Below are 12,084 nucleotides of genomic sequence, written 5' to 3'. Positions count from 1 at the left end.
GCCTTACTTGGTTATAACTTATTAAAAATATTGAATATATCTTTATTATTAAGATTCAATATTCAGGTGATATTCGGTACACTCAGAACTAATTCGGTTAAATCAATATGTATTATGAACATCAAAACTTTGCGTCTGGTCGGTTTGCTTGAAGGGATTTCATTCCTGCTGCTGTTATTTATCGCGATGCCAGTGAAATATATGATGGATAATCCGATTCTGGTGAAATATGTCGGCATGGGTCATGGCGTACTGTTTGTGCTATTTCTGGTGGTGTTATTTGCGGTATGTGAAAAACAGAAATGGTCTCTCAGCATGTTTGTGATGGGTTTAATCGCTTCGATTCTACCTTTCGGTCCATTCCTGTTTGATATGAAACTGAAGAAGCTGGAACAGCCCGCTGAAGCTTAATTGTAGAATCCTAATATAATTAGATCAGTCAAAAGAAAATTCTCTCTCCCTTTGGGAGAGAGTTAGAGAGAGGGAACTTATTAAATACTTAACCTCACCCTAGCCCTCTCCTAAAAGGCATAGGTATCTACACAATTCCTGAACTTTGCGTTAAATTGAAGAGCATGCTCTTCAATTTAACATCTCTGGCCTGGATCAGCGTCTTGTCAAGCGCTATAACAGCCTTGTAAAGCTCAATATGAACCCTCTTGCTTCACTTGCTCCGGCAATCAAAGACCTGGCTTCTGCCCAAAAGTCGAGTTTCGCAACCACACAAGCGGTCTGGCGATTCCTGAATAATGACAAAATCTCTTTTAGTCAGTTAAACCAGCCAATTGAACATCTTGCATGTGAACAGATCAAGGCATCACCGCATCAATATGCATTGATTGTTCATGACTGGTCTCAGCTACAGTATGTGAAACACCATCATAAAATTCAGCGCCTGCAAAGAACCCATCAATATGATTCAGGCTATGAATTGCAAAGCAGTCTGCTGGTTGATGCAGCCTCGGGACTACCTATTGCGCCACTGGCGCAGACACTATCAGATGCCTCAGGCTGCTATTCCACATTCAGTCAACACTCTGCTGGGCGCAAATCTCATCTAGATTCACTTACCGAACAAATCAAAGTGATTGAACAATATCCCATTGAGAAAACATGTGTTCATATCATTGATCGTGAAGGTGACTCCATTGCCCACCTAAGGGAAATGAGCAGCCAGGGTTTTAAATGGCTGATTCGGGCGAAAGAAGGCCATCGAATTGAGCATCAGGGCAAAACATGCAAAGTTGCAGAAGCCGCAGAACGAGTAGAAACGCAGCAGGTCCAGCCGATTGCCTATAAAGGAAACCGGCATATGTTGCATGTGGGAGAAACTGCTATCCGGATAACACGTGCAGCAAAACCGAAGAGAAATGACGATTCAGGCCAACGGGTTGCTCCCCAGCCAGGGAGTGCGATTGAAGCCAGATTAATTGTTGCCGTAGTGAAAGATGATCAGGATAAGACCGTCGCAAGATGGTCACTAATCAGCAATGTTCCATCAGAGATTACTACGGTAGAGATGACGACCTGGTATTACTGGCGCTGGACAATTGAATGCTATTTCAAGCTGCTCAAGCAGGCAGGTCATGATATTGAAGCATGGCTTCAGACCAGACCTGAAGCCATTTTAAGGCGGTTACTGATTAGCTGTATGGCTTGTGTTTTAACTTGGCGAATCCAGCGTTCTGAAGATGAACACCATCAGAAAATTCGTGTATTTCTCACCCGTCTTTCAGGTCGGCAGCAGAAAAGAGGTAGGTTGGAAAGTGCACCTGCCTTATTGGCAGGGCTTTCGATTTTACTGAACACTCTTCAACTGCTCTCGGAATATTCAATAGATGAACTCAATGAGATAGCCACAATGGCATTAGGTATCTCATAGATGTGTAGATACCTATGCCTAAAAGGAGAGGGAAATTCAATACTGAACATATGATTTCAATAATTTATAATTTCCCTTAATAAGGAATCAAAACTCCCCACGCTCCTGTCTTTCCAGCATTAACTGTTTGAGTTGCATGCGTGGCAAAGTAAACCAGAGTGCAATCAGAATCAAAGAGGCAACACAATAGGCCCAAATATCATAGGCTTCATATGCCATTCGTACTGCTTCAATCACTACAAAAAAGCTGAGCATCAGGATAATAGAAACCGTCGCGGCCACCGTGCCTTTGGACACTTCAGAAGACATCAGTGCAAAACGGTACAGTACCGAAAAACTTACACCCTCACCGAGACTGATACAGGTGGTACCGATAATCAGGCAATGGACAAAATACTCTGGAATCAATAAGCCCAACATCAATAAACCTGCACCTAACAGCATCAATGGCAGACCCAATAATACGGTTTTGCCCAGCGGTATTTTATCGATAATTTTCAGCAAAATCAGATTACCTGCAATCAGGCCACCCAAGACCGGAAACTGCGCCAGACCATATTGCACACTACTGAATCCAAATTGCTCGACCAGAATCACCGGTGACAAGGCAATCCATAACATCAAGGGCAAACTCACCAAAGGCAAGGCTACAGTCATGATCACAAAGCGTTTATTTTTTAGAACCTGTTTAAAGTCATCCAGAATATAGCTGACCGGCTGTCTGGGAATACTGACTTTCAGGGTTGGCATTTTGGCTTTCAGGCCGAACCAGCTCAGAAATGACAGAAATGCAATGCCGATAAAACCCCAATGCCAGGAGATATGATCAATCATAAAAGCGCCCAGCACTGGTCCTAGCAAGGGGGCCAGCAAAGATACATTCGCCATGAGTGCCATGACTTTGATGGCATCGCGTTCTTCAAAGCTTTCCTGAATGGCGGCATAACCTACAGCGGTAATAAAGGACAGGCCAAAGCCCTGTAAAAAGCGCAGAAATAAGAAACTTTCGATATTGGGTGTTAATAAAATAGCCAGACAGCTAAGGGTAAAAAATGCCACACCGCCGAGCAGTACCATTTTACGTCCAAGACGATCGGACAAAGGTCCCAGAATCGCTGCGACAAATGCCCCACCCAACAGGAAAAAGGACATGGAAGATGGCGCCCAAGAACTGCTTACCCCAAAGTCACGGGTAATCGACAGCATGGCCGGCTGAATCAGGTCATTACAGATATAGACTGAGAATTCAAATAGGACCAGTGCCAGCGGAAACATGAGTGTGGCACGAGTCAGTTTTTGGGTCTGGATATTTTGCATGGGAGTTTTTATTGTCAGTCTGCCCGTTTTAACAGACTGAACTTTGTCTAAAATAGAAAGAAGAAATTTTAGCAGATTTACTTCTTCAGTTTCAGGATACTTGCTCTAACTCTATTTTGTTTTCAGTTTGAAAATTTACTTCAGGATTAGGCTCAAATTTAAGCCACTTATTTTTCATCCAAAATTCAATTTTATCCTTACCTAATATATGAATTAAATTAGCTAACAACTCAAAGTTTGCTTGTTTATTATGATAAAAGACTATTACTTCAAAAAATTTCTCACTTTCATTCATTTCAAATATTTCATTGATATAATTTTTATCTGAGATATCGAGAGAGTGCCCCCAAATAAATATTTTTCCTTTTAATTGTTCCAATTTTTGTCTATTTACTTGAATAAAGTTTCTATCACTATCCTTCATCTCATTTGTCTTCCAATCATCAAGAAGACTTTTTCTTGTCTCATCAATAGTATCAGTTAAATTTTTAATTTGATTTTTTAGATCATGTAAAAAAATATATTGTGTATTTTTTAAAATTTTTTGGTGATATTTAGTGAACCCATATGCCTTTATTTTTTTTATTGATTCATTTTCAATTTCTGATACACCTAAAACTATATTTTGGTCTTCACCAAGTTGTCCATGTAAAAAATCAATCTGAATTAATTTATAAAATCTTAAGAAGCTATTAGTGTAGTTGAATGAATAAATTTGATCTAGATTTATCCAATCACTTTTATTAATCATAAAATCAACTTTAGGATCTAAATTATCCACAACTAATGTTAAATATAGATTAAATATTTCTATAAAGTTATCTAAAGATTTTTGCAAATTTTCTAAGATTATGTGCTCATCAATTTTCTGATATCCATGTTTATAGGAATTAATTTCATCCTTGATATAAAACCTATAATCATCGAAACCATTACCAGTTTCATAAGGTCTCGTGAATTTTCTTCCATATTCATCCTCATCCTCACCATCTCCATAATAGCCTGATTTTAAAAGATTTAAACTTTCTAAAATTTTACAGTATTCAGCTTTTATAAAAATTTGACTTTTTTCACATTCTCCAGAATGATTAATATGGTCGGAGCAGTAACCAATCTCATCAATTTTTTCATTTATCTTATCTATGAATATACTTATAGCTCTCAACGCTTCATAAATTTTTTGTTCGAAATCGATCCATGTTTTTATCTCTTTCACATGATTCTTAAAATATTGATACCAAGCATTATTTTTTAATAGAAATTGGATTTCTACAATTTTTTCAAAGGATAACTTAATATTATCTGTCACGTAAATTTGCTTTGTTTTCGTAATAAAATTCCTATCTCGACACTGACTAAAAAGTTCATCAAAATTCATTTCATAAGTCTGAGGATTAATTGCTTTCTTCAATTGTAAAAATTTAACAATAAGGTCACCTACGTTTTCGAAATGACTTGTCACTAAATCATTAAGAGGCTTACCTAATTCTTTATTTTCAATAGCCTCCATGACATCCATAAAATGGTCATACTTCGTCGGCAAATAATGCGACAAATCAAAACCATTCCCCACAATTAAAATATTCATTTTTATAGTTCCCCAAAAATAAAAAAGCGCATCACCTAGATACGCTTTTAACCAAAAACTGCCTAAAGATCAAACACTATTATGGACAGACCGCTTTCTGGAAAGTCTTGGTATTTGTACCTCTTGCACAACGATACAACTTCTCGGTGTTTTCCAGCATCCAGCTGTTATCTTCCCGTTTAAAATAATAAATGGTCTGTACCGAATGTACCGAATCATCCATTAAACCGGTTTCAGTGACTTTGACCTGTCCAATCGTGGGCGACTCTACCTTGTCAAAGAACTGCCGTAATTCAACCGTTGCCAGTTCCTTGCGTAAATCCGGTCTTAATTGTAAAACCTGTTCCAAAGGCGTGTCCGAAGACGACTGTACCTTTGCAATGACCTGTTGAGCAGTTGCACAGCCTGAACCCAATATACCAAAAGCGAGAGTTGCGACTGCCAATATCCGGAACATATTATTTAACCCTTTATCGTCATTCTTATTCCAACCCATCATGCCGAGCTTCTTAGTACAAAACCATTTAGACTCTGTAACTGTATTTACACAGCAATAAAAAAGCGCACCTTTCGATGCGCTTTTTTCAATTCCGACCGATTAAAGATCGAAAAGTTTACCCGGGTTCATGATGCCATTTGGATCGAACACTTTTTTCAGGGCTTTCATATATTCAATTTCTTCCGCCGAACGCGAATATTCAAGATATGGCTTCTTGGTCATGCCCACACCATGTTCCGCAGAAATTGAACCGTCATATTTTTTCACGGTATCAAAGACATACTTGTTCACCACCTGACATTTGGCAAAGAATTCATCTTTAGACAAATCAGCAGGTTTTAAGATATTTAAGTGCAAGTTACCGTCACCGATATGACCGAACCAGCAGATTTCAAAGTCTGGGTAATTCGTCGATACAATCGCATCAATTTCTTTAATGAATGCAGGAACGTGCGTGATCAGAACGGAAATGTCATTTTTGTATGGAATAAATGGCGCGATAGATTCAGAAATATCTTCACGTAAACGCCATAAACTTTCTACCTGATCCAGGCTTTGGCTCATTACGCCGTCCAGCACCCAACCTTGTTCCATGCAATGCTCGAAGATTTCCATCGCCTTGTCCATAATCGGTTCAAACGGCGCTTCAAACTCAAGCAATACATAGAATGGGCATTCAGTTTCAAATGGACGTTGCACGTGACCATGGGCCAAGACTTTCTGCATCGCCAGTTCACCAAAGAACTCAAATGCAGTCAGGTCAATTTTCGCCTGGAAGGCATGCAATAACGGCATGATCGCATCAAAGTCAGGCACACCCAGTACCATCACTTGCAGGTCTTGCGGTTGACGTTCAAGCTTGATTTCCGCTTCCGTCACCAGACCCAGCGTGCCTTCACCACCAATAAATAAATGTTGTAGCGCATAACCGGTTGCATTCTTGATCATACCTTTGTTCAGACGCAATACATCGCCCTTACCCGTCACAACGGTCAGGCCAAGTACCCAGTTACGGGTCATGCCGTATTTAATCACTTTGATGCCGCCAGCATTGGTGCCGATGTTACCGCCAATTTGCGATGAACCTGCCGAAGCAAAGTCAACTGGGTAATACATGCCCTGCTCTTCAGCATAGTTCTGTAACTGTTCAGTCACCACACCTGCCTGTACGCGCACCATACGATCTGCCGGGAAAAACTCCAGAATCTGGTTCATCTTGTCCATGCTGACCACGATCTCGCCATTGGCTGCGACTGCACCTGCAGAAAGACCGGTACGACCACCCGATGGAGTCACTGCAACATTAAATTGGTTCGCCAGTTTTACGATGTCTTGAACTTGCTCAGTTGACGACGGAAAAACGACGACTGACGGGTTTGGATCAAAGTGCTTCGTATGATCGCGACCCCAATTCTGGAGGCTGTCCGTATCGGTTTTAATACGGTTTTCACCCACAATTGCAGTCAATTGGTTCAATAACTCAGGGGTTAAAGCGACTGGAGCATTCATCGTTTGCAGACCTAGCATGATTTAAACAAGAGAGACTTCGCTGGTTCATTTGCACATTTTTTATGCATAAAAACATGGATACAAATCAGGCGAAACATGATTATTAAAGCACCGGATCACGCTGCTTTAAAAGCATGGCGCAATATTATAAGCTATTTTTTGGTGTTTCCTGCGAAAAATGACAATTTTGATAATATACCTTTGAAAATGCAGATTTAAATCAACCATCATGATCATTATTATCAATATATCTTGCCAGAATAGCTGATGTGAGGGTCATCAAGGAAATGTATAAGTGCGCTTTTCCTGTGCTATTATACCGCGACTAAATTTGGCCTTTGTAGCGGAGCCGTAATGAGCCAACATCTATCTCTACCTAAAGATAAAATCCGTTTCTTGTTGTTAGAAGGCGTTCACCAGAATGCAATCGACACTTTAAATGCTGCTGGATATACCAACATCGACTATCGTAAAACTGCGCTTGAGGGTGAAGCGTTGAAAGAAGCGATTAAAGATGCGCACTTCGTCGGTATTCGTTCCCGTACTCAATTGACTGAAGAAGTCTTTGAAGCTGCGAACAAACTGATTGCTGTCGGTTGTTTCTGTATCGGTACCAACCAGGTGAACCTGGACGCTGCAATGCGTCGCGGTATTCCAGTCTTTAACGCACCTTACTCAAATACGCGTTCAGTCGCTGAACTTGTACTTGCTGAAGCAATTCTTCTTCTACGCCGTGTACCTGAAAAATCAGCAGACACTCACACAGGCGGCTGGAACAAATCTGCAGTTGGTTCGTTCGAAACACGTGGTAAAACTTTAGGTATCGTAGGTTACGGTTCAATCGGTTCACAACTTTCTGTACTTGCTGAAAGCATGGGTATGAAAGTGATCTATTTCGATACAGTGACTAAATTGCCTTTAGGTAATGCACGTCAAGTCGGTAGCTTGGGCGAAATTTTGGCAAATGCCGATGTGGTTTCTTTACACGTTCCTGATGTTCCGTCTACACGTAACTTCATGACCAAAGATCAGTTCGCGCAAATGAAAGAAGGTTCGATCTTCATTAACGCGGCACGTGGTACCTGTGTCGTGATCGAAGATCTGGCGGATGCGATCAAATCTGGTCATATTGCTGGTGCTGCGGTAGATGTATTCCCGAAAGAACCTAAGGCGAACGGTGAAGAATTTGTTTCTCCACTGCGTAACCTGCCAAACGTGATCCTGACTCCGCACGTGGGTGGTTCGACCATGGAAGCGCAAGCGAACATCGGTCTGGAAGTAGCTGAGAAATTTGTAGCTTATTCTGATAAAGGTATGACTTTATCTGCGGTGAACTTCCCAGAAATCGCATTGCCATTGACTGAAGGCAAACACCGTTTACTGCACATCCATCAAAATATTCCAGGCGTATTGTCTAAAATCAACAACCTGTTTGCTGAACAAGGCATCAACATCTCTGGTCAGTCACTGATGACTAAAGGCGATGTCGGTTACCTGGTGATGGATGTCGATGCTGCTGCATCTCATGAAGCACTTGATATGCTTTCGAATGTTGAAGGTACAATCCGCGCACGCGTATTGTTCTAATTCAATATTGTAGAAAAACCACAGCTCTCGGGCTGTGGTTTTTTGTTTTTAAGGTTTGTATTTTTAAACCTTTTTCAGCTTATGCTGCTCTTCCGCTATTCGAGCAATCGAAACCTATTTAGTCATGCTGAATTTTAAAATCGCACCGATGGTGCAAGCGCCGCTGATTCTGTTGATCGCCATGATCAGTATGCAAAGCAGTGGCTCCTTTGCCAAATATCTGTTCGGTCAATTTCCCATTCTGACTATTTCCGCAATGCGTCTGCTGTTAGGCGCTATGATTTTGGCACTGATTTTTAAAATTTGGAAAATCCATTTCAGACAGATCAAGTGGCCGGCCATTATCAGTTATGGCCTTGCCCTGGCTGGCATGAATCTACTGTTTTACCTGTCGATTGATCGCCTGCCGCTGGGGATTGCCGTCTCTTTTGAATTTATTGGCCCCTTAAGTGTTGCCCTGTTTTATGCACGTCAGAAATTCGACTTTGTCTGGGTCGGACTGGCGATTCTAGGGCTAATTCTACTGTTCCCTTTTGATCAGGCTGCCCAGCCGCTTGACCCGATTGGGATGGCATTCGCCTTGGGTGCAGGTGCCTGCTGGGCCTTATATATCGTTGCCGGCCAAAGACCTTCAGGCGTTTCTGGCAATCATACTGTCTGCTTAGGCATGTTTGTCGGCATGCTGGTACTGATGCCGATCGCACTCTTTGCAGGCATGCCGGCACATACTTTTGAACCGATGAGTTTGTTGTATTTTGTGGCTTTGGCAGTACTGGCTAGTGCACTGCCTTTCACTCTAGAAATGATCGCACTGCGTAATTTAAGCGCACTGAGTTTCGGTACCTTGATGAGTTTGGAACCCGCCATTGCCGCACTCTCAGGCCTATTTTTTCTGGGTGAAACCTTGTTGTGGACACAGTGGCTGGCATTGGCCACGATTATCAGTGCTTCGGTAGGCTGTACGGTGACGACCCAAAGACAAAAATCTTGAATAAAAATAAAGGCGCTAGAGCGCCTTTATTTAAGATCACTTATTTTCAAATTTTAACGTGGTGTTGCGTCTTTAATCGCAGTATTTAATACAGTCGCTGCTGTCGCATTATAGCCATCACATCCAGAGGCAAGCTGATCATACATATATTCTGTCCATTTGATCATTAAAGAAGTTACACCTTCTTGTTTATTCAAGTCATCCAAGGCAGCCTGTCTTGATTGAGCAATATAGTCGTCGTGATCAATATGTTCCCCATGTTCCGAGAAATCAACTGAATAAATTCCGCCTTGATATTCGATCGCACCGAAATATTTGTAATATTGCATAGCATCGTCTTTATATTCTGCCTTTTTATATTTCAAGTTAGCCATCGTGTCATCTAGAATCGTTTTTGCCATTTCTTGGACAGACTGCTGTGCCTGCCATTCAGCAAGTGTGCTAAAGCCAGTTTTTACTTCCGGATCAAATTCAATATATTCTTCTTCAGGATGTTCAGCCAGAAGACGGAAACATTTAGAGCCATTTGGGAATTTGCGGGCCTTCTGCAAATCGACAAAATTGGTTGCAAACTCATTATAGTATTTACGCTCAGCTGTCGTATTATCACTGTTAAAGAACACAACACTCTGGTCGCGGGATCATCATACATTTTCACCACAGCAATATTGGTACGTTCAGTTAATGCTTTACCAGACAGGTCATACCACGCTATGTGTCGATGATTGCTGATATTGTTCTCAGGTATCGTCACAGGACGACTTTTAAATTGAGTCGTCGTATTTTCTAATATTTTTTCCAGCTTATAACCTAATGCTGTACGGGTGCGATCTGCAGGGAACACCCCTTTTGTTGTGACATAAGTTGAGAAGACCATATCTTCTTCAAGATCGTATTCAGTATCAACAGCGCTGTTATTATCCGCATATAATATGCCGTCAGTAATTTTATTTTTATGACTGGCTAATAGAAGTTTTTGCGATTCCATCTCTGATCCATCAATATTCGGTAAGTTGAATTGATAGTTATAGAATTCAGAAATGGTGTCTGATGCTCCATCACCCGGGGTTCCAGGATTGGTCGGTGCCGGTTGACTAGTGACTGGTTCATTATTATCAGAACTATCGGAGCCACCACCACATGCTGCCAGCATGCAGCTGAAAATGGCGCAAGAAAGTATTCTTAATTTCATTATTATCTACCTTAATTATTTGATATTGTTATTTTAATTCTGTCCATAAACACGGAATCCAAGGTGTTTTCATTGTTATTTTAAAGCTAACCCGAATCACGGGGTCTAAGATATTTTAATAAATATAAAAATAAGATCAATTTAAAAATTGATTAATTTGTAACCGCAATTACATAGAAGATTAACTTTGAATTTAAAATCTTTAGGTATTTGATCGGACCAAAACTTAACTTGATTGAATCAAAATTTAAGTTCGCCTCGGCAAAATATTTCCTTGCCCTACTCATTAAAAATTAACCAGTTTGCTATAATTTCATTTCCTCCTATTTCTCATTTTCACCCGCTCTGGGTAGAAGCTGCTTCCATGCCAAACGCCCAACTCCTTGCTGTATTGTTCATGGTATTATCCATGACCTCCTACCAGATTAGTGCATCTTTTGCCAAACAGCTGTTTAGTGTGCTGGATCCGATTACTGTGACCATTTTAAGGCTGTGCTTTGCAGCAATTATTGTTGGGGTAATGTTCCGTTCCTGGAAAATTATTTCCCGTTTGCCTTTTTTGAAATGGCGGGATTTGCTCTGCTATAGCGCCGCTTTAGGGGTCATGAATATTTTATTCTACCTGTCCCTCGGAAGATTACCGCAGGGAATTGCGGTAGGACTAGAATTTATTGGTCCGCTCGGCCTAGCCCTCATTTCGATTAAACATCGTAGTGACTATATTTGGGTATTAATGGCCATTTTAGGCATCGCACTGATGGTGCCATGGGGACAGGCCAATAGCAGTAATTTCGACCTGCTCGGCGCCGCCTGTGCTTTAGGTGCGGGTTTATGCTGGGCACTGTATATTTTCTTTGGGCAACGTGTGGTTCAGCAAAATATCGGTATGCATGCACTGACTATTGCGATTAGCATTTCAGCCCTGTGTCTGCTTCCGATTGGGCTCTATAACAATGCGCCCGCATTGATTGATACGCAACATTGGGGTAAAGCCGTTGTCATTGCGGTTCTGGCCACAGCGATTCCCTATGCGCTGGACTTAAAAGCTTTGCAGCATTTAAACAAGACCAGCTATGGCACCCTCTCCAGCCTGTCACCAGCTTTGGCAGCACTGACCGGTTTTATGCTATTGGGGGAGAAAATTACGTATCTTCAGACGGTAGCATTAGTCTGTATCATGCTGGCCTCTGTCGGTGTGACCGTACGTGCCGCCCGTCAAGGATCGGCAGAAAAGAATGCCTAAAAGGCTTATTGGAATTTGAATAACTAATTAAATATCCTATCCATTCTGTGTTTTTACTTGCTTTGAAAGCAAAATATAGAAGGTAGGTAAATTGGCATAAAAAAGATGGCACTACAGGCATTGCTGTCCCACAATTTTTCACAAGAGGAAGCTCATTTGAGCTTCCTCTTGTTTTATGGGTATTTTATCGGGTGAAAATAAAGCTTTTAAAGTTCTTCTTTCAAACAAATTCACTTGAATTATTCTGAGTAAACGTTGAACTGTCCAACCTGTTTT

Annotated in this window: 11 protein-coding genes and 1 pseudogene; 5 read left to right on the top strand and 7 right to left on the bottom strand. The window is 41.1% G+C overall.

Going from position 1 to position 12,084, the window contains the following annotated elements; all coding sequences use genetic code 11:
• Window positions 1-114 precede the first annotated feature (114 nt).
• Together F893_RS02230 and F893_RS02225 are read left to right on the top strand one after the other, a co-directional pair.
• On the top strand, window positions 115-411 hold the full coding sequence (locus F893_RS02230) for a DUF3817 domain-containing protein (protein ID WP_004645001.1): 297 nt from the start codon (window positions 115-117) through the stop codon (window positions 409-411).
• 238 nt (window positions 412-649) lie between these two features.
• Window positions 650-1,882, top strand: coding sequence for a transposase (locus tag F893_RS02225; protein ID WP_004730312.1), 1,233 nt, complete (start codon window positions 650-652; stop codon window positions 1,880-1,882).
• 87 nt (window positions 1,883-1,969) lie between these two features.
• Here the strand turns inward: F893_RS02225 and F893_RS02220 are convergent, their stop codons facing one another.
• From F893_RS02220 to F893_RS02205, 4 genes are all read right to left on the bottom strand, one after another.
• On the bottom strand, window positions 1,970-3,199 hold the full coding sequence (locus F893_RS02220) for a chloramphenicol efflux MFS transporter CraA (RefSeq protein WP_005249832.1): 1,230 nt from the start codon (window positions 3,197-3,199) through the stop codon (window positions 1,970-1,972).
• Window positions 3,200-3,290: 91 nt separating this feature from the next.
• Window positions 3,291-4,787 carry an AbiH family protein gene (locus tag F893_RS02215; protein WP_005249830.1) on the bottom strand — a complete coding sequence of 499 codons (1,497 nt, stop codon included), beginning with the start codon at window positions 4,785-4,787 and terminating at the stop codon, window positions 3,291-3,293.
• Window positions 4,788-4,866: 79 nt separating this feature from the next.
• Window positions 4,867-5,244, bottom strand: coding sequence for a hypothetical protein (locus F893_RS02210; RefSeq protein WP_034435785.1), 378 nt, complete (start codon window positions 5,242-5,244; stop codon window positions 4,867-4,869).
• Window positions 5,245-5,385: 141 nt separating this feature from the next.
• The gene (locus tag F893_RS02205) at window positions 5,386-6,795 is read right to left on the bottom strand and encodes an FAD-binding oxidoreductase (RefSeq protein WP_004732367.1); all 1,410 of its coding nucleotides are present in this window, start codon (window positions 6,793-6,795) and stop codon (window positions 5,386-5,388) included.
• Between the two features lie 354 nt (window positions 6,796-7,149).
• Between F893_RS02205 and serA the strand changes: the two genes are divergently transcribed.
• Together serA and F893_RS02195 are read left to right on the top strand one after the other, a co-directional pair.
• Window positions 7,150-8,382: a phosphoglycerate dehydrogenase gene (gene serA / locus F893_RS02200; protein ID WP_005249825.1), complete on the top strand. Its 1,233-nt coding sequence runs from the start codon at window positions 7,150-7,152 to the stop codon at window positions 8,380-8,382.
• 124 nt (window positions 8,383-8,506) lie between these two features.
• Window positions 8,507-9,373, top strand: a complete 867-nt coding sequence (locus F893_RS02195) for an EamA family transporter (RefSeq protein ID WP_005101265.1) — start codon at window positions 8,507-8,509, stop codon at window positions 9,371-9,373.
• Between the two features lie 53 nt (window positions 9,374-9,426).
• Here the strand turns inward: F893_RS02195 and F893_RS18235 are convergent, their stop codons facing one another.
• Together F893_RS18235 and F893_RS18230 are read right to left on the bottom strand one after the other, a co-directional pair.
• Entirely contained in the window at window positions 9,427-9,747 is a 321-nt protein-coding gene (locus F893_RS18235) for a hypothetical protein (protein WP_228127831.1), read from the bottom strand.
• A gap of 80 nt (window positions 9,748-9,827) precedes the next feature.
• On the bottom strand, window positions 9,828-10,565 hold the full coding sequence (locus F893_RS18230) for a hypothetical protein (protein ID WP_228127360.1): 738 nt from the start codon (window positions 10,563-10,565) through the stop codon (window positions 9,828-9,830).
• Between the two features lie 364 nt (window positions 10,566-10,929).
• On the opposite strand from F893_RS18230, the gene F893_RS02185 reads away from it, so the two are divergent.
• Window positions 10,930-11,808 (top strand): EamA family transporter, encoded by an 879-nt coding sequence (locus F893_RS02185; RefSeq protein ID WP_005101268.1) that lies wholly within the window; start codon window positions 10,930-10,932, stop codon window positions 11,806-11,808.
• Between the two features lie 138 nt (window positions 11,809-11,946).
• On the opposite strand, the pseudogene F893_RS17820 reads toward F893_RS02185, so the two are convergent.
• A pseudogene (locus F893_RS17820) lies at window positions 11,947-12,084 on the bottom strand (IS4 family transposase); the annotation flags it as partial.

Origin of the sequence: Acinetobacter sp. CIP 102136 (genome assembly GCF_000369685.1) — a bacterium.
GTDB lineage: Bacteria > Pseudomonadota > Gammaproteobacteria > Pseudomonadales > Moraxellaceae > Acinetobacter > Acinetobacter fasciculus.
The sequence above is the reverse complement of the archived record's forward strand: the minus strand, read 5'-3'. Positions and strand labels throughout refer to the sequence as shown.

What these genes read in the sequence shown, in the direction of transcription:
- F893_RS02220 (WP_005249832.1), bottom strand. Translation starts at nt 3,199, where the DNA reads ATGCAAAATATCCAGACCCAAAAACTGACTCGTGCCACACTCATGTTT.
- F893_RS02195 (WP_005101265.1), top strand. Translation starts at nt 8,507, where the DNA reads ATGCTGAATTTTAAAATCGCACCGATGGTGCAAGCGCCGCTGATTCTG.
- F893_RS02215 (WP_005249830.1), bottom strand. Translation starts at nt 4,787, where the DNA reads ATGAATATTTTAATTGTGGGGAATGGTTTTGATTTGTCGCATTATTTG.
- F893_RS02205 (WP_004732367.1), bottom strand. Translation starts at nt 6,795, where the DNA reads ATGAATGCTCCAGTCGCTTTAACCCCTGAGTTATTGAACCAATTGACT.
- F893_RS02185 (WP_005101268.1), top strand. Translation starts at nt 10,930, where the DNA reads ATGCCAAACGCCCAACTCCTTGCTGTATTGTTCATGGTATTATCCATG.
- F893_RS02225 (WP_004730312.1), top strand. Translation starts at nt 650, where the DNA reads ATGAACCCTCTTGCTTCACTTGCTCCGGCAATCAAAGACCTGGCTTCT.
- F893_RS18230 (WP_228127360.1), bottom strand. Translation starts at nt 10,565, where the DNA reads ATGAAATTAAGAATACTTTCTTGCGCCATTTTCAGCTGCATGCTGGCA.
- F893_RS02230 (WP_004645001.1), top strand. Translation starts at nt 115, where the DNA reads ATGAACATCAAAACTTTGCGTCTGGTCGGTTTGCTTGAAGGGATTTCA.
- serA (WP_005249825.1), top strand. Translation starts at nt 7,150, where the DNA reads ATGAGCCAACATCTATCTCTACCTAAAGATAAAATCCGTTTCTTGTTG.
- F893_RS18235 (WP_228127831.1), bottom strand. Translation starts at nt 9,747, where the DNA reads ATGGCTAACTTGAAATATAAAAAGGCAGAATATAAAGACGATGCTATG.
- F893_RS02210 (WP_034435785.1), bottom strand. Translation starts at nt 5,244, where the DNA reads ATGTTCCGGATATTGGCAGTCGCAACTCTCGCTTTTGGTATATTGGGT.